Origin of the sequence: Nesterenkonia sandarakina (assembly GCF_003003175.1) — a bacterium.
Taxonomy (GTDB): domain Bacteria; phylum Actinomycetota; class Actinomycetes; order Actinomycetales; family Micrococcaceae; genus Nesterenkonia; species Nesterenkonia sandarakina_A.
This window is the reverse complement of sequence record NZ_PVTY01000003.1, coordinates 171,566-187,811: the sequence shown is the minus strand read 5'-3', so window position 1 is coordinate 187,811 and position 16,246 is coordinate 171,566. Positions and strand designations below refer to the sequence as shown.

The window sequence follows — 16,246 nt, the reverse complement described above, 5'->3', positions numbered from 1 at the left end:
CGGGATGCCGCTCGTCCTGGGCCCCGCCTACCTCCGGACCTGCTTCTGCGGAGCTGCTCAGCGCAGACTGTTGGCCTTCGTGACCACATGATTGGCCAGCAGCACCGCAGGGTCCACCAGCGGGCGCGGGGACTCCTCGGTGGTCATCGCCAGCGGGATCTCGGTGCAGGCCGCGACGATCACGTCGGCGCCCTGGGCCACCAGGGATTCAGCGACCCGGACCAGGGCGGCACGCAGCTCGGCCCCGAGGTTTCCGGCCTTGACCGCGTAGATCGCCTCCATGACGGTGTGCTGATCCGCGGCCTCTGGAACGATCGGCTCGACCCCGTAGGCGGCGAGGCTGTCCTGATAGAGCCCCGCGGTGAGGGTGGCGTCGGTGGCGAGCAGCCCGGCGGCCTTCACGTAGGGAAGCGCGCTGAGGTGCTCGGCGGTCACCTCGATCATGGAGACGTAGTCCAGCTCGACCTGCTCGCGGACGCGCGGCAGAAAGGCGTGGGAGCCGTTGCAGGCGGCGACGTAGAACGCGGCCCCGGCGTCCTTGAGCTGCTGGGCGCCCTCGACGAGCTTCGGCGTGGGGTCCTCCCCCTGGCCCACGATCGCCTGAGACCGGTCCGGGACGGTGGGATCGGCCCAGATCATCACGCGCAGGTGCTGCTGATCGGTGGCGGCGGGAGTGGCCGCGATCAGCTTCGAATAGAAGTCGACTGTGGCGGCAGGACCCATGCCGCCCAGGATCCCCACGAGGGGACCCTGGGCGGCTGGGGCTGCGGCGGTGTTGTCACTGGTCATCAGCGAAGAGTGTACCCTTCAGCACCTGCTGGTCAGGCGCCGTCGGAGACTGGTCTCAGCCCACCGTGGTGGTCTGAGACCGATCGAGGTTGCCGTCTCGCTTGCGGCCCCGGGTCGGGGTGTGGGTCGAGGTCTCGCTGTAGTCTCCGTTGCCCTTGTTGAGCTCCTCGACCAGCTTCACCTTGCGGCGCTCGTGCACCTCGGCCAGGCGTGCTGCCCGGCGGGCACGACGACGGCGGGTCGGCCAGGTCGCGATGAGCAGGATCACGGCGAACAGCACTGCCAGAGCGACCACGGCGATGCCGGCGTCGATCCAGAACTGCTCGGGGTAGAGCTGGATCAGCGTGGAATCCGTCGGGAAGGTCCAGGTGCCGTCGGCGAAGAAGATCCGGTGGAACTCGGCGAAGAACAGCTGCCAGTCGATGATCGCCAGCACGGCGACGGCGATGATGATGCCCAGCGTCACCCAGGCGCCGGCGAAGAGCCCGCGGGCCACTCCTCCGGGACGCCAGGCGCGCAGCAGCAGCGCCAGGATCAAGGTGATCACGAGCAGGATCAGGCCGATGAGCATGGCCCAGAGGACCACGAACTTCACGTCGACCATGTGCGAGACCTCGCCGTCGGTGAACAGCGGCTCTCCACCGGGGGCGAGCTCCGAGAGGTACCGGGAGTTCGCCAGGTTGGTCAGGAAGTCTGTGCCGTAGGAGCCGTAGACCAGCCGGTCGTCGGCGTTCATGCTGTAAGCGCCGTCCGGGATCCATGGGCGGTTGTACGCCACCCAGAGGAAGACCGGGGAGGCGACCAGGCGCACCGCGGCGACGAGCAGCAGGATCGGGGTGAAGATCGCGATCAGGACCTGGAAGAAGCGTGAGACGCCGCGCTTGGAGCGGGCCACCTCATCGTTCAAGTCCGCGTCGGTGACCGACTCGTCCGAACCGGAGGCCGCGTGGGCAGGTCCGGAGGCGGTGCGGTGGGAGTCCTCCACGGATCCGCTGCGGGTGCTGGCACCTGCCGAGCTGCCCGCGGCGGCGCCTGCGCCGGCCCCGGCCGCTGCACCGGCGGCGCCGGCTCCGGCGGTCGCCGGAACCACGGCGGTGTCCTGATCGTCGGACTTAGCGGCGGCCCGATCACGACGACGCTGCTCGCGACGGCTCAGCTCAGCGGCATTCTCCGTGGGCTGATGGGTATCGGCGCCCTGTCCACGGGTGGAGTCCTGGCTCGAGATCGCCGGAGTCGGACTCGGAGTGGCCTGCGGCGCCGTCCTGGAGTCCGACCCTCGGGTCGAAGCTGCAGCGTCTGAAGCGCCGGTGCCGGAAGCTGCGGCGCCCGAGGGTCCAGCAGCTGCTCCGGCGGTTCCCGCAGCGGCTGCCCCGGTGAACGTGGTCGTGTCATCCATCGATCGGGTGTCCCGGGAGGTGCGCACGTCGTCGAGCGAACGCGTGGCGTTGGGGCTCTCGGCGTCTGCGTCCCGCGACGTGGTGCGTGGGATGTTCTCGGTGGGGGCGTCACGGTTCTGATCGTGACGACCGGGCGTGCCCTGCGGCTCGCGGGTCGTCGGCATGGCCTGGGTGGCCTGCTCGTCGGGCTGACCGGTCCCCGACTGGCCCGCGCTGGCCTGACCGGCGTCTGACCGGCTCGCCCGGGAGGGACGCTGGTCACGCTCGGCGCTCAGGGTGTCATCGGGGAAGACCGGCTCTTCTGATGCGAAGGCACCGTAGTCCAGCCCGGATTCAAAATCTTCGTTCTCGTCGGCAGGCCTTCCGGCCTCGTTCCGATCGGAATTCGCGCTCATATCTGCCTCTCCACGCATTACTGACTCCCCTCAACAGTATGAGCGCGGGGCCCCTTATGTGGGGAGGAAGCGCGGAGAGTCGGCCAAGAGCACGGCGCAGAGGCGAAATGTCTGCGGCTTGGAACTCGAGCGCGCATCATCTCTGGCAGCAAGGGTGCCGCACGGGCAGCGACGGTGCTCTTGACGCACGACGTGCTGGCTTCAGCGCAGTGACCAGCGCGCAACCCCGTGTCGCGGATCTCCGCTGAGGCTCTATTTTCGCCGTCGTCGTGAGGCGGCTCGTCTACCGCGCAGTGCGCTGTCCTGAGGAACAGCGAGCAGCTGATCAAGCCTCCGCCCAGTCCGGTGATGACCCAGGCCCGGTCCGCCATCGGCGCGGAGTGGAGGCCAGGTGTCGTACCGGGTCGCTCCGAAGCGCCGCCCAGCCGAGTCCGAAACGTCGAGGGTGAGCTCGGCCATAGTCTTCGCGGCGCCATCCCGCTGACCTCTGCCTGGGCCGCAATCCTTGGTCTGCGCATTCCCTCGGAGCGTGCGGCTCAGCTGGCTCCGCCCGAGCTCCAGGAGGATGGGCCCGTTCTGAGGGACCGGTCGGGCTGAACTGCTGGACTCCGCCGGGCCGCGGTGAGCGAGCGGTCCGCGTCGAGGAGCAAGGCTCGGGCTTCAGCCAGACCTCGGCCTGGGGGTTCATCTCGGGGCTCCGGCGTTGATCCGGCCACCTCCCGGGCGCTCACATCGGACGCGGCTAACTCTTTCTGGCGGCTGCCGGGGCCGAAGCCGTCAGCCATTCGCGCAGCGCCTTGCGACTGTCCATCTGCAGCTTTCTGAGAATGTTCCGGACGTGGGTCTCGACCGTCCGGACCGAGAGCACAAGGTGTTCCGCCACCTCCCGATTTGTGAGACCTCGAGCAACATGTCGGGCGACTTCACGCTCGCGTCGGGTCAGAACCTGGAGGCCATCATAGAAGTCGACCGAGGCACCGTTCTGGCCAGCTCCCCTGCGCATACCCATTCGCAATCGCTGGCGGGTCTGGCTCACGTGCTCCGCGAGTGGCTCCACGCCACACCGGGTGAACACGATCCCGGCCCAGGCCAGCAGACCCAAGGCACGGTTCCGCTCTTCACTGAGGGTTCTGGATGTGCCGCACAGAGATCGGCGATATCCAGCGCCAGCACGGCTCGGTGCAGCTGGAAGCTTCCCCGCTCAGCCTCGGCGGGCGACCGCTGCGAATGCGTGATCAGATCGAGAAGATCGATCGCCGCGAGGAGCCGGCCCATGCCTTGGCGTGGGTCATCTGTCGTCAGCCCGGAGAGATAGTTCTCCGCATAACGGCGCAGCGCAGGCGTCGCGGGCACGCTGACGTCGTAGATCGATCGAAACAGATCCCGAGCTTCTGCCCTCCGGTCCTGCTGACAGAGCAGGCGCCCCAGGAGCGTCACCTGTAGCAAGCCCATAGCAGTCCAGGGCGATTGCCGTTCCTTCAGCGCGAGCAGCAGGTCCAGGGCACGCGGGTTCTCCTCGCGCAGCAGACAGGCCCATGCCTCGACGAAGAGACAGACCACATCGGCTGCCGTCGGCTCGGGACCGTGCTGGGCCTTTTTCACGACGTCGAGAAGCCGCTCACCGCGCGCCTGGCCCCGGGCCAGCGGCACGAGCGCCGCAAACGCGTAGCCGATGAGCGCATGGACATCTTCCCCCTTGTCGAGCCCGTTCGACGCCACCCGCGTCGTCAGCTGTTCCGCCTCATCCCAGCGTCCCGAGTAGAAGAGAGAGACCAAAGCTGAGCCTTGCAGAGTCCAGGTAATTTGCAGCTGGCTGCTGGACGAGGGATTCGAGCATCCGGAAGGAGGCGCGACACTCGCCGGCGAGACGCAGTCGAGCACCCAGCACGGAGCGGACAGCGTTCGCGGCGAGACCTGCGCCCGCGTAGCGCACGCGACGCGATAACAGCTCAGACAGACTCCTTTCGTGAGTCTGCTCCTCTCTGCCTCTGGCGAGCACACTCCACATCTCGATGATCACCATCAGCTGTCCGAGGTAGTCGCCTTCATCCGGGGTGTTCTCCCCGGAGTCCGTGTCCGGGGCAGTCGTCGTTCGCCATTCCCGAAGCACCGTGAGTGCCGAACCGAAGAAGTTCGGGCTGGGAACCCCGATGCCATACGGTACGGCGAGTCTGCCGCATTCGCTGACCGCATACGCGAAGACGACGACGTCCTCTGGCATGCTCTCCAGGTCAGGCGGAAACCGGCCCAGTGCAGCAGCGGCTTCGCTGGTGGACCCACGCCGCAGCAGCATCAAGGCGTTCCACGCGGACCGCAGGGTCCCTTCGGGTATGTTCTGGAAGGCGGCATCCATTCCGTCACTGATCAAGTGCGGCAGCGCGCGCCGCCGCACGGCCAGATTCACCAGTGCACGCAGACCTCCCTCCTGGGGCAGTGCGGTGGTGACCTGCTGGATCAGCCTCTCCGCCTTCTCACCGAACCCCTGCTGCTCCAGCTCGACGCTGCGCGTCAAGCCGAGCTCTCCGAGCGTCACGAGGTGCTCCTGGTCCTCGCCCAGACGCGCGGCGCTGAGCCGGAACGCGAAGCTCTCCGGGCCGTCGTCGAAGTCTGCCAGCGCCAGATGGAGCCTGACCCGGTCCGCTGGTGGGATGAGATCTCGAAGGGTGCTCTGCCAGCTGGAGCTCCGCAACCGATAACTGGCGCCGGAGAAGTCTGAACTGACCAGGTCTCGGGATCGCCGCTCCGCTAGATCGCTCTCCTCGGCGTCGAGGGCGCGCAACAGATACCACGCGGGCAGCGGCACCGCCGCGAGCGCCAGCAGCTCCAGCACCTCGCGTGCGCTGATGCCGAGCGTGTCCATCGTTCCTACGATGTGCTGGCGGTACCGGCTGGCATCTTCCTGCATGGCGGATTCAACCCGCGCGACCACGTGTTGCGTGCTGCGGCCGGGAAAAGACTTCGTGTGTTCCAGCCAGGTGGCCGCTTCGTGCACCACCACGGGCAGTCCGCCGGTGATGTGATGCACCGCGGCCGCCGAATACTCCGAGATGGGCAGCCCCGTGGTCGCGCTGAGATAGCGTCGAACGCCCTGTTCACTGAGTGTGGACAATGCGATGTGAGAGGCCGAGGGGTTTGAGTGGGCGATTCGGACCAGCTTCTTGAGGTCTTCGCGCTCGGAGTGCTGCATCGTGAACAGAAGCAGGCAAGGCGTCGGCGGGATCTGGCGCAGACCCAGGGTCACGGCCTCCACCGACAGCTGATCTGCCCAGTGGAAGTCCTCCACGACGACGACAAAGGGACCACGGAGCGAGTCCGCCGCCGAGCGCGCGGCTTTGACCAGGTCCCCGGGCGTGGGGGGCGTCGAGTCGTCAGAGTCAGTGGGGAGCCACTGGAAGATCGAGCCGACCTCGTGCAGATCCTCTTCTAGGAGCGTGAGGGTGACTGGGACGAATCCTTCCAGGGTGGCTAGAAACTCCTTGACCAGAGTCGTCTTTCCGACGCCCTCCTCACCCTCGATGATGACAAGTTGCGTGTGGCCCCGCCGCGCACGTTCGGCATGAAGCTGCAGAGTCTGCATATCCGAGGATCTGCCGACGAGTTCTCTGCGTGAGATGCCAAAACCATTGGGGGTCACTACTGGTGTCTTTCTCTGCAACGGAACTCGAATCACACGATCGTGTCCGAGTTGCCATCGCTTACCAGTGTGATGCGGCCGGTGTCCTCTGGGAATAAGTAGAGAACTCAGTAGTCTGCCCTCGGCAGCCCACGGCAAGGGGTCGAGCACCCACCCTGTGTCGGACCGGCTCAGGCCGTGAGCTCGACCATGCCGGCGTCGTACTTTCCGAGGTCCCCGGTGACTCCGGCGCGGTGCGCCCGACCGCCCAGCACCAGGGTGTAGACCCAGTACCCGGCGAGCACTGCGGCGCCGATGCCGATGCGCAGCCAGTGCGGCAGATCCGAGGGCGTCACGAAGCCTTCCACCACCCCGGAGATCAGCAGCACCAGCACCAGCCCGAAGGCCACCGTGATGAGCTTGCGTCCCTCGGCGGCCAGCGCGGCGGAGCGGCGCATCTGCCCCGGCGCGACCCAGGCCCAGAAGATCCGCAGCCCGGCGGCTCCGGCGATGAAGATCGCGGTGATCTCCATCAGCCCGTGGGGCAGGATGTAGAGCCAGAAGGTGGAGGCCTCGCCCTGTTCGGCCATGACCCCGGCCGCCATGCCGAGGCCCTGGGCGTTGACGAAGAGCACGAAGGGCACGAAGACCCCGGTCACCCCGAAGGCGACCTCCTGCGCGGCGATCCACGCGTTGTTGGTCCACACCTGGGCCGCGAAGCTGGAGTTCGGATGCTCCGAGTAGTAGTTGACGAACTCGGTCCCGGCGTAGCTCTGCCGCGCCTCCTCGGGCATCAGCAGATCGATCTGTGGATGGTGGATGGTCCAGAGCGCAAAGGCGATGGTCACCGCGATGAACGCCGCCCCCAGGATCACGGTGAGCCAGCGGATCCGGTAGAACGCCACCGGCAGGGTCTGGGTGAAGAAGTAGGCACTGGAGACGAAGACGTTCTCCCCGGCCCCGGTCAGATGCGCGCGCGCCCGACCCAGCGGCGCGGAGAGTGATGCCACCACCGGGGAGTCCGGCTCGGCGGCGCGGATCATGGACAGGTGGGTAGAGGTCCGCTCGTAGAGGCGCAGCATCTCATCGGCCTCGCCGGCCGAGAGCCGACGGCGCGAGGCCAGCGTCGAGAGTCGGTCCCACTCATGCTGATGCACGGCGATGAACGCGTCGATATCCACGCCACGACACTATCGCGTCCTCAGCGCGATATCACGGCACCTGCGGGACCGTCTTCCCTCACGGTCTCGCATGTGCCACGATGCGAAGATGACTTCCACCGAACAGCACGCAAAACGCCTTCTCGAGCTCCACCACCAGGCCACCCCGGTCATCCTGCCCACCGTCTGGGACGCGTGGTCGGCCGAAGCCTGCGCATCGCTCGGCTTCTCCGCCCTCACCATCGGCAGCCACCCGGTGGCTGACTCCCTGGGTGAGGCCGACGGCGAGGCCATGGATCTGGCCGACGTGCTGGGTGTGGCGCGCCGGATCACCGACGTCGTCGACATCCCCGTCTCGGTCGACCTGGAATCCGGATACGACACTCCTGCCGAGGAGCTGGTCCACCGCACCCTGGAGGCCGGCGCGGTCGGGATCAACATCGAGGACACCTTGCACTCGATGGACGAGATGCGCTCCCCCGAAGAACATGCCGCCTACATCGCGGCGATCCGTGCCGCCGCCGATGCCACCGGCACACATCTGGTGATCAACGGCCGCACCGACGCCTTCACCACCGACGCAGCCCCGGAGGACCAGCTGAAGGACGCGCTGCACCGGCTGCGCCTGCTCGAGCAGGCCGGCGCCGATTCGCTCTACCCGGTGCAGGTCCCCTCCCGGGACTACCTCGAGCAGATCCTCGCCGCCGTGAAGACCCCGCTGAATGTGACCGCCCACCCGATCAACGGCGCCGTCCCCGAGGGACTGAGCATCGAGGAGCTCACCGCGCTGGGTGTGAAGCGGGTGTCCTTCGGCCCGCTGCTGCAGCGCAGCCTCACCGAGGCCATGACCACGATCCTGCAGCCCTGGGCTCCCCGGGGCTAGCCCTGCCCCTCCAGGGACCAGCACCGCTCCGCCCGGGTCTGGTGCTGCTCCGCCCGGGCCTCGCCGCTCGTGGCGCCGGCCACGCTGGCCCTCCTGACGCTAGGCTTGGCCCATGCGCAACGTGATCACCGGTGAAGGCGTCGAGCTGGAGCTCCCCGCCGCCTCGCTGATCACCCGTGCCGCCTCGCTGATCGTGGATCTGATCATCTACTGGGCCGCGCTGGTGGCGTTCCTGATCCTCTCCGGCATGGCCGCAGGCGCCGGCGTCGTCGATCCGGCGCTGGAGGCCGCGGTCATGCTCGGCGGGGCGGTGCTGTGCCTGGTGATCCTGCCGATGACGGTGGAGACCCTGACCCGGGGCCGCTCCGTGGGGCGGCTGATCTTCGGCACGCGGGTGGTGCGCGACGACGGCGGCGCGATCCGGCTGCGCCATGCCGGGATCCGCGCGCTGGTCGGCTTCGGGGAGATCTATCTCAGCTTCGGCATCATTCCGCTCTTCGCCGGGATGTTCAGCCGGCGCACCAAGCGCCTGGGCGACATGGTCGCCGGCACCTACGTGATCCGGGTCCGCCAGCCCGCCGTGAAGCCGATGATGCTGCCGGTGCCCGCGCAGCTGACCTCCTGGACCCAGATCGCAGACCTGGGCCGGATCCCGGACACCGTCGCCGCCCGCGCCTCACGGTTCCTGCGCACGATCCAGGACTCGCCCCGCGGACACAACACCCAGGCCCTGGAGCACACCGCCAACCGGCTCGCCAACGAGGTCGCCGGCCATGTCGCGCCCCCGGCCCCGCCCTCCTCGGCCACCGAATTCCTGGTCGCGGTCATGGCCGAGCGGCGCAATCGCGAATACCGGCGGCTGCGCATCCAGGCGGAGCGGCAGCACCGGCTCGGCCAGCGGCTGCACCAGCTGCCCTACAGCTGAGCCGACCCCCGGTCCCCCACTCCCCCTGGCTGGTTGCGATATCCGGTCGATACGTTCGGACCGGATAACGCAACCAGCCAGGAGGAACGACCCTGCCCTCTCGCGAGCCCGCCATTGCGCCAACCCGCATCGAGAGTGCAATCTGTGCAGGTCTTCTCGCCCACAACCGCGGCGAGTGCGGTCGAATTGCACAATGGATGCAGAGGAGGCCGGAGTCAGCCGCACTGTGTGCGGCCGCTCCCCTGCGGCTACTCGTGGGCAGCGGCTCCAGCAGGACGAACCCGCTTGAGCCGGTCGCGGGCGCCGTCTCGCCCGGGACCTACCTCGACAGACTCGGTCGCGTCGGCAAGTCCCGCGATCGGAGTGTCCACGTAGACCGACTCCGCCTGCGCCACGACGAAGGTCTCATGCCAGATCCCCACGGCACCGGGGACCTTCTTCGCCTGGCGGTTGAACGCCGCCCACGCGGGTCGGTGCAGGCCCTCGCGGTCTGACGCGTAGTCATACAGCTTTTCCGCAGAGGACCAGTACTGGACGCAGAGCGGCCCCCCACGCCCGAAGACCAACCGGTAGCTGAGCAGCCCTGAGTCTGGGTCCGCCTTGAGCTCTTCGAGCATCTTCGGCATGGCGGCGAACACCGGAAACCAGGCGCGTATTCGCGTGGGCCGGTTGATCGTCATACCGATGACGAAGACCACCAGCTCGCCCTCATGCTGATGTGTCCGCCGCCCGTCCATCACCTTGCGCATCTGAGACTCCTCTTCTCAGCAGATCCAGCCCAGCACTCCACCCACCACAGATTCTCCAACAGTGTTGCGCAGCACATCTACCCATCGTAAAATGAACCTTAATCATTATCTGAGCGTGGAGGAGATCTCTGTGAGCACGCGGCTGCAGAACTACATCAACGGAGCGTTCGTCGCGGCCAGCGGAGCGGGGGACTTCGAGCTGACCAGCCCGGTCACCGGCGAGCGCGTGGCACTCTCCCCCGTCTCCGACGCAGCAGATGTCGATGCCGCGTTCGCCGCGGCCCGGATCGCCTTCAGCTCCTGGAAGTCGGTGACACCCTCCGAACGTCAACGCTGCCTGCTGGCACTGGCCGACAAGCTGGAGCAGCACTCGGACGAGCTCGTCGAGGCTCAGCATCGCAACACAGGGCAGCCGCGGCGGATCATCGCCGCGGAGGAGGTCGCCGCCGGCGCTGACCAGCTGCGCTTCTTCGCCGGGGCCGCCCGGCTCCTCGAGGGCCGTGGGGCGGCGGAGTACCTGGAAGGTCACACCTCCTATGTGCGGCGGGAGCCGGTCGGCGTCGTCGCGCAGATCACCCCGTGGAACTTCCCGCTGATGATGGCCCTGTGGAAGATCGGGCCCGCTCTGGCGGCCGGCAACACCATCGTGCTCAAGCCCTCGGAGACCACGCCAGAGTCCACCCTGGTCCTGGCTCGCCTGGCCGGGGAGGTGCTGCCCGCCGGCGTGTTCAACGTGGTGCTCGGCGACAGCAGCACCGGAGCGCTGCTCACCGACCATGACACCCCGGCCATGGTGGCCATCACCGGTTCGGTGCGGGCAGGCCAGGCGGTCGCAGCCTCTGCCGCGAAGTCGGTCAAGCGCACCCATCTGGAGCTCGGCGGGAAGGCCCCTGCCGTAGTCTTCGCCGACGCGGACCTGCACAAGGCCGCTGAGCTGATCCTGACCTTCGGCACGTTCAACGCCGGCCAGGACTGCACCGCAGTGACCCGCGTGCTGGTTCAAGACAGCGTGCATGACGAGTTCGTCGAGCTGCTGGCCACCCAGGCCGCGAAGCTGACCACCGGTGATCCCGACGACGCGAAGAACGACTACGGACCGTTGAACAACGCGCGCCACTTCGAGACCGTGCGCACCAAGCTGCAGCGCATCCCCGATCACACCACCGTGGTCACCGGCGGCGTGCCTGCCGAGGACGCCAAGGGGTTCTTCGTGCAGCCCACCATCATCACCGGGGTCCGCCAGGACGATCAGCTGGTCCAGGAGGAGACCTTCGCGCCGGTGCTCACGGTGCAGCCCTTCTCCACCGAGGAGGAGGCGATCACGTTGGCCAACGGGGTCGACTACGCGCTGGCCTCCAGCGTCTGGACGACGAATCAGGGACAGGCGATGCGGGTGAGCCGCGATCTCGACTTCGGCTGTGTCTGGGTCAACACACACCTGCTGCTGGTCGCCGAGATGCCGCACGGCGGCTTCAAGTCCTCCGGCTACGGCAAGGACCTCTCGCTCTACTCAGTCGAGGAATACACGCGGGTCAAGCACGTCATGCATGCCGTGGACTGAACGTCTCGCCTGTCTCGACCCGACGGAGCAGCCCGTCGATCAGGACCTCGAGGGCCATCTCGAAGGCACGGTCCGCCGACGCGCGGGCATCGGCGGCGCGCAGCGCGGCGGCCCGGGCGAAGGTCGGCGCGATGTCTCCCAGGCTGCCCGGATCGAAGATGTCCGCGGGGGCCGAGGCGTCGAAGGCGGCCCCGAAGACCAGCGCCTCGATCCCGGCGATGATGTCGACCGCGTCGCGGTCTCCTATTCCAGCGGAGTGCAGCGCGATGAAGACCCGCTCGTACATCTCAAGAGACTTCGGGGCATCGGCGATCGGAAGCACCGCGATCAGCGGAATCAGCTCGGTGTGCTCCACGTAGCACTCGCGATAGGAACGTGCCCATGCGCTCAGGGCCTCCGCCCAGGGAAGTCGACCGAAGGCGCTGCAGTCGATCTCCGCGTTCAACCGGTCCTGGATCAGCACCAGGACGTCGTGTTTGGAGGAGACGTGGTTGTACAGCGCTGACGCCGAGACGCCGAGCTTGCGCGCCAGACCGGCCATGGTCAGATGGTCATACCCGCGTTCGGCCACCAGGGTCATGGCCTTGGCCGCGATCGCCTCGCGGGAGAGCACCGGGGAGGTGGGTCTCCCGCGCCCTCTCGATCGCGTCGTCTCCGCAGTCATAGTGCACTTCCCTCTGCTCGTCTCGCGCCTGCGGCAGCCTCGACACCGGCGATCTGTCCCGTCACCGGCCGTGGGCCGCGAAGATCCAGTCTATGGGCCCGGATTCAGCCCCGTGAAAATCTCCAGCAGGTCTTGACAACCGTCCTGGACTGCCCGTTAATGAATATAGTTAATTTATATCTGAAGAGGAACAGCATGAACGCTCAACGGTCACTTGGCAGCAGCGAGGCGCACGAATGCGACGTCGTCGTCATCGGCGCAGGGCCGGCAGGTCTGATGGCCGCCCGGACGCTGCAGGCCGCGGGTCATTCCACCATCGTGCTCGAGGCCCGCGACCGCGTCGGTGGGCGCACCTGGTCCCAGGAGATCGACGGCGCCTTCCTGGAGATCGGCGGACAGTGGGTCTCCCCGGACCAGAGCGCGCTCCTGGAGCTCCTCGACGAGCTGGGCATGGAGACCTTCCCCCGCTACCGCGAGGGTGCCAACGTCTACCTCGACCGCGAGGGCGCACGCCACGAGTTCACCGGGGAGATGTTTCCCGCACCGGAGCAGACCGTGGCCGAGATGCGGCGGATCATCGGGATCATCGACGAGCTGGCCGCCGCCATCGGGCCCGCAGAGCCCTGGGCACATCCGAGGGCGCGCGAGCTCGACACCGTGACGTTCAACGAGTGGCTGCGCAGCCAGACCGAGGACGAGGCCGCCCGGGAGAACATTGCGATCTTCCTCGCCGGGGGGATGCTCACCAAGCCCGACCACGCCTTCTCCGCGCTGCAGGCCGTCCTGATGGCCACCTCCGCCGGGTCCTTCAGCAACCTGGTGGACGAGGACTTCATCCTGGACCGACGCGTGGTCGGCGGGATGCAGAGCGTCTCGGAGGCGATGGAGGCCCGACTGCCCGCAGACTCGGTGCAGCTCTCCACCCCGGTGCGCACCATCGCCTGGCACCGCGAGGGCGGCGCCACCGTGTTCTCCGACCGGCTCACCGTCCGTGCCCGCGAGGTCATCATCGCGGTGCCGCCGAACCTCTATTCACGGATCAGCTTCGAGCCGCCGCTGCCCCGACTCCAGCACCAGATGCACCAGCACCAGTCCATGGGCCAGGTGATCAAGGTCCACGCGGTCTACGACCGACCGTTCTGGCGCGAGGCGGGCCTCTCGGGCACCGGCTTCGGTCCCAACGAGATCGTCCAAGAGGTCTACGACAACACCAACCACCAGGACCATCGAGGCACCCTGGTGGGCTTCGTCTCGGATGAGGTCGCCGATGACATGTTCCGCCTGACCGCCGCGGAGCGGCGCAAGACCATCCTCGGCTCGCTCGCCGCCTACCTGGGCGAGAAGGCGCTGACACCGGAGGTCTACTACGAGTCGGACTTCGGCGCCGAGGAATGGACCCGCGGCGCCTACGCCGCGAGCTTCGACATCGGCGGGCTCTCCCGCTACGGGGCGCATCAGCGCAGTGCGGTGGGCCCGCTGCACTGGGCCTGCTCCGACCTGGCGGCGGAGGGCTATCAGCACGTCGACGGCGCGCTGCGGCAGGGGCGCCGGGCCGCGTCCGACGTCGTGGCCCGGCTGGCGGGACGCGAACAACGATCTGCAGAGCACACCGATCAAGCGGAGGCGAGCCATGGCTGAACACGAGATCCGTCGGGTGGCAGTGGGCTTCGGCGGTGACGAGCACAGCCACGACGCCCTGGCACTTGGTATCGCGCTGGCCCGCTCAGCCGGGGCGCGGCTCGACCTGATCCTGATCATCCGCCAGGACTCGGCGTTCAAACAGGAGTATCCCCCGGTGGGCAGCGTCGCCGGGATCATCGCCGAACAGGCGCAGCAGTGGGTCGCCGAGGCCGAGGCGGTCATCCCGGCGGAGATCCGGCACCACAGCCATATCCGCCCGGCCGGCTCGATCGCCGAAGGACTCGTCTCGGCGGTGCAGGAGCTGGACTCCGATGTGCTGGTCACCGGATCCGGCATCGGGTTCGGCCGGATCATGACCCACCCGGCGGTCACCGCGCTGCTGCACAGCTCACCGGTTCCGGTGGCACTGGCCCCCTCCGGCTACCGACCCAGCACCGTGATCACCGACGTGATGGCCGCGATCTCGCCCACCCACCCCGATCACCAGGTGACCCGCTCCAGCGAAGCCTGGTCCCAGCAGCTGGGCGTCGGGCTGACCTTCGTCACCTTCGAGGACAAGGAATCCACGCCGGCCAAGCAACCTTCCGACACCGAGACGACCGCCGGCCCCGGCAGCGCCTCGCAGGCTGGGACCGATTCCGGCGCCAGCGAACCCGGCGCCGCCGCGTCCGCAGCTGGATCGGCGCAGCCGCAGCCGAGCCGGCACATCCTCGCCACCGGACGCACGCTGCGTCACGCGGTGGGCACGGTGGACTGGCCCCCGGGCGGACTGCTGCTCATCGGCTCCTCCCCGCTGGCCCGACGCCGGCACATCTTCCTGGGCATGACGGCGGCCCGGGTGCTCTCCCACCTGCCGATCCCCATGGTCCTGCTGCCCCGCGATCCCGACCGCAGCGACCCTGACACCGGCGCCCCCACCACGCGCCGACCCAGGAGACGATGATGAGCGAACCACGCGACACAGGCCTGAAGACAGCGCAGCAGCACGCGCACAGCAAGGGACTCAGCATCGGCAGCATCGGGGCACTGGGCGCGGTGGTCATCGGCGTCTCCACGATCGCCCCGGCCTACACGCTCTCCGGCGCGCTGGGGCCCACCGCCTCCGCCGTGGGGGATCATCTGCCGGCGGTGCTGATCATCGGGTTTCTGCCGATGCTGCTGGTCGCGCTGGGCTACCGGCAGCTGAACCGGGCGATGCCCGACGCCGGCACCACCTTCACCTGGGCGTCGAAGTCATTCGGCCCGTGGATCGGCTGGATGGGCAGCTGGGGCCTGCTCGCGGCCACGATCCTGGTGCTCTCGAATCTGGCCGGGATCGCGGTGGACTTCTTCTACCTGGCGATCAGCCAGATCACCGGGGTCGAGTCGATCGCGGAGCTGACCCGCAACGTGCCGATCAACGTGATCACCTGTGTGATCTTCATGGCCGCGGCCGCCTACGTCTCCTACCGGGGCATGGAGACCACCAAGACCGTGCAGTACGTGCTGGTCTCCTTCCAGGTGCTGGTGCTGCTCTGGTTCGCCGTCGCGGCGTTCCGCCAGGTCTCCGCCGGTTCGGCCTTCGACGCCACGGCCTTCAGCTGGGAGTGGTTCAATCCCTTCGGCATCGAGTCCTTCTCGGCCTTCTCCGCCGGCATCGCGCTCTCGGTCTTCATCTACTGGGGCTGGGACGTGGTGCTGACGATGAACGAGGAGTCCCGCGGCACCACCACCACGCCCGGGCGGGCCGCGATCCTGACCATCCTGGTCGTCGTGAGCCTCTACACCGTGGTCACCCTGGGCGCGCTGACCTTCTCCGGGGTCTCCGACGGCGAGTTCGGGCTGGGCAACCCCGACATCCAGGAGAACGTCTTCGCCGCGCTGGCCGGCCCGGTGATGGGACCCATGGCGATCCTGATGTCGCTGGCGGTGCTCTCCTCCTCCGCCGCCTCGCTGCAGTCCACGATGATCTCCCCGGCCCGGACCATGCTGGCGATGGGCCACTACGGCGCGCTGAACCCGAAGTACTCCAAGGTCAGCCCGCGCTACCAGACCCCGGCCTACGCCACCGTGGTCGCGGTGGTCATCGCCTCGGTGTTCTACGTGGTGATGCGCATCATCTCGGAGAACGTCCTGTGGGACACCATCACCACGCTGGGCATGATGGTCTGCTTCTACTACGGGATCACCGCACTGGCCTGCGTCTGGTACTTCCGTGGCGAGTCCACCGCCTCGTTCGGGGACTTCTTCAACAAGCTGCTCGCTCCCCTGGTCGGCGGGATCCTGCTGCTGGTCTTCTTCTTCCAGACCATCTGGGACTCGATGGACCCCGAGTACGGCTCCGGTTCGGAGATCGGCGGCGTCGGCCTGGTGTTCATCCTGGGAATGTTGGTCTTCACCCTCGGCATCGCGGCGATGTTCTGGCAATATCACAAGCGGCCGGAGTTCTTCCGCCGTCGCTTCGAGACCACCGAGTTCCCCACCACCTGA

General features: G+C 67.7%; 14 protein-coding genes. 6 read left to right on the top strand and 8 right to left on the bottom strand.

Annotation, left to right across the window (positions count from 1 at the left end):
- Nucleotides 1-57 precede the first annotated feature (57 nt).
- The 6 genes from BCL67_RS03600 to BCL67_RS03570 form a co-directional block, all read right to left on the bottom strand.
- Nucleotides 58-789, bottom strand: a complete 732-nt coding sequence (locus BCL67_RS03600) for an aspartate/glutamate racemase family protein (RefSeq protein WP_106122080.1) — start codon at nt 787-789, stop codon at nt 58-60.
- 55 nt (nt 790-844) lie between these two features.
- Nucleotides 845-2,581 carry a TIGR01906 family membrane protein gene (locus BCL67_RS15900; RefSeq protein ID WP_181255871.1) on the bottom strand — a complete coding sequence of 579 codons (1,737 nt, stop codon included), beginning with the start codon at nt 2,579-2,581 and terminating at the stop codon, nt 845-847.
- A 742-nt stretch (nt 2,582-3,323) separates the two neighbouring features.
- Nucleotides 3,324-3,584, bottom strand: coding sequence for a response regulator transcription factor (locus BCL67_RS03585; protein ID WP_308737947.1), 261 nt, complete (start codon nt 3,582-3,584; stop codon nt 3,324-3,326).
- A gap of 29 nt (nt 3,585-3,613) precedes the next feature.
- The gene (locus BCL67_RS03580) at nt 3,614-4,357 is read right to left on the bottom strand and encodes a hypothetical protein (protein WP_146131065.1); all 744 of its coding nucleotides are present in this window, start codon (nt 4,355-4,357) and stop codon (nt 3,614-3,616) included.
- Entirely contained in the window at nt 4,323-6,215 is a 1,893-nt protein-coding gene (locus tag BCL67_RS03575; protein WP_258174725.1) for an AAA family ATPase, read from the bottom strand. Before BCL67_RS03575 ends, BCL67_RS03580 begins: the two co-directional genes overlap by 35 nt.
- A gap of 170 nt (nt 6,216-6,385) precedes the next feature.
- The gene (locus tag BCL67_RS03570; protein WP_181255870.1) at nt 6,386-7,375 is read right to left on the bottom strand and encodes a stage II sporulation protein M; all 990 of its coding nucleotides are present in this window, start codon (nt 7,373-7,375) and stop codon (nt 6,386-6,388) included.
- Nucleotides 7,376-7,463: 88 nt separating this feature from the next.
- Between BCL67_RS03570 and BCL67_RS03565 the strand changes: the two genes are divergently transcribed.
- Entirely contained in the window at nt 7,464-8,237 is a 774-nt protein-coding gene (locus BCL67_RS03565; RefSeq protein ID WP_106122076.1) for an isocitrate lyase/PEP mutase family protein, read from the top strand.
- A 112-nt stretch (nt 8,238-8,349) separates the two neighbouring features.
- Nucleotides 8,350-9,162, top strand: a complete 813-nt coding sequence (locus tag BCL67_RS03560) for an RDD family protein (RefSeq protein WP_106122075.1) — start codon at nt 8,350-8,352, stop codon at nt 9,160-9,162.
- A 248-nt stretch (nt 9,163-9,410) separates the two neighbouring features.
- Here the strand turns inward: BCL67_RS03560 and BCL67_RS03555 are convergent, their stop codons facing one another.
- Complete coding sequence (locus BCL67_RS03555; protein ID WP_106122074.1) at nt 9,411-9,911, bottom strand: DUF4188 domain-containing protein; 501 nt, start codon at nt 9,909-9,911, stop codon at nt 9,411-9,413.
- Nucleotides 9,912-10,041: 130 nt separating this feature from the next.
- Between BCL67_RS03555 and BCL67_RS03550 the strand changes: the two genes are divergently transcribed.
- Nucleotides 10,042-11,472: an aminobutyraldehyde dehydrogenase gene (locus BCL67_RS03550; RefSeq protein WP_106122146.1), complete on the top strand. Its 1,431-nt coding sequence runs from the start codon at nt 10,042-10,044 to the stop codon at nt 11,470-11,472.
- Here BCL67_RS03550 and BCL67_RS03545 read toward each other — a convergent pair.
- On the bottom strand, nt 11,453-12,136 hold the full coding sequence (locus BCL67_RS03545) for a TetR/AcrR family transcriptional regulator (RefSeq protein WP_106122073.1): 684 nt from the start codon (nt 12,134-12,136) through the stop codon (nt 11,453-11,455). The genes BCL67_RS03550 and BCL67_RS03545 overlap by 20 nt on opposite strands.
- Nucleotides 12,137-12,331: 195 nt before the next feature.
- Between BCL67_RS03545 and BCL67_RS03540 the strand changes: the two genes are divergently transcribed.
- The 3 genes from BCL67_RS03540 to BCL67_RS03530 are packed head-to-tail and all read left to right on the top strand — an operon-like array spanning nt 12,332 to nt 16,246.
- Nucleotides 12,332-13,774, top strand: a complete 1,443-nt coding sequence (locus BCL67_RS03540) for a flavin monoamine oxidase family protein (protein ID WP_106122072.1) — start codon at nt 12,332-12,334, stop codon at nt 13,772-13,774.
- The gene (locus BCL67_RS03535; protein ID WP_106122071.1) at nt 13,767-14,720 is read left to right on the top strand and encodes a universal stress protein; all 954 of its coding nucleotides are present in this window, start codon (nt 13,767-13,769) and stop codon (nt 14,718-14,720) included. Before BCL67_RS03540 ends, BCL67_RS03535 begins: the two co-directional genes overlap by 8 nt.
- Nucleotides 14,720-16,246, top strand: a complete 1,527-nt coding sequence (locus BCL67_RS03530; protein ID WP_219886384.1) for an APC family permease — start codon at nt 14,720-14,722, stop codon at nt 16,244-16,246. Before BCL67_RS03535 ends, BCL67_RS03530 begins: the two co-directional genes overlap by 1 nt.

Excerpts from the sequence above, each read along its gene's own strand:
- BCL67_RS15900 (WP_181255871.1), bottom strand. The coding sequence starts at position 2,581 with ATGAGCGCGAATTCCGATCGGAACGAGGCCGGAAGGCCTGCCGACGAG.
- BCL67_RS03585 (WP_308737947.1), bottom strand. The coding sequence starts at position 3,584 with ATGCGCAGGGGAGCTGGCCAGAACGGTGCCTCGGTCGACTTCTATGAT.
- BCL67_RS03600 (WP_106122080.1), bottom strand. The coding sequence starts at position 789 with ATGACCAGTGACAACACCGCCGCAGCCCCAGCCGCCCAGGGTCCCCTC.
- BCL67_RS03560 (WP_106122075.1), top strand. The coding sequence starts at position 8,350 with ATGCGCAACGTGATCACCGGTGAAGGCGTCGAGCTGGAGCTCCCCGCC.
- BCL67_RS03555 (WP_106122074.1), bottom strand. The coding sequence starts at position 9,911 with ATGCGCAAGGTGATGGACGGGCGGCGGACACATCAGCATGAGGGCGAG.
- BCL67_RS03530 (WP_219886384.1), top strand. The coding sequence starts at position 14,720 with ATGAGCGAACCACGCGACACAGGCCTGAAGACAGCGCAGCAGCACGCG.
- BCL67_RS03535 (WP_106122071.1), top strand. The coding sequence starts at position 13,767 with ATGGCTGAACACGAGATCCGTCGGGTGGCAGTGGGCTTCGGCGGTGAC.
- BCL67_RS03565 (WP_106122076.1), top strand. The coding sequence starts at position 7,464 with ATGACTTCCACCGAACAGCACGCAAAACGCCTTCTCGAGCTCCACCAC.
- BCL67_RS03545 (WP_106122073.1), bottom strand. The coding sequence starts at position 12,136 with ATGACTGCGGAGACGACGCGATCGAGAGGGCGCGGGAGACCCACCTCC.
- BCL67_RS03540 (WP_106122072.1), top strand. The coding sequence starts at position 12,332 with ATGAACGCTCAACGGTCACTTGGCAGCAGCGAGGCGCACGAATGCGAC.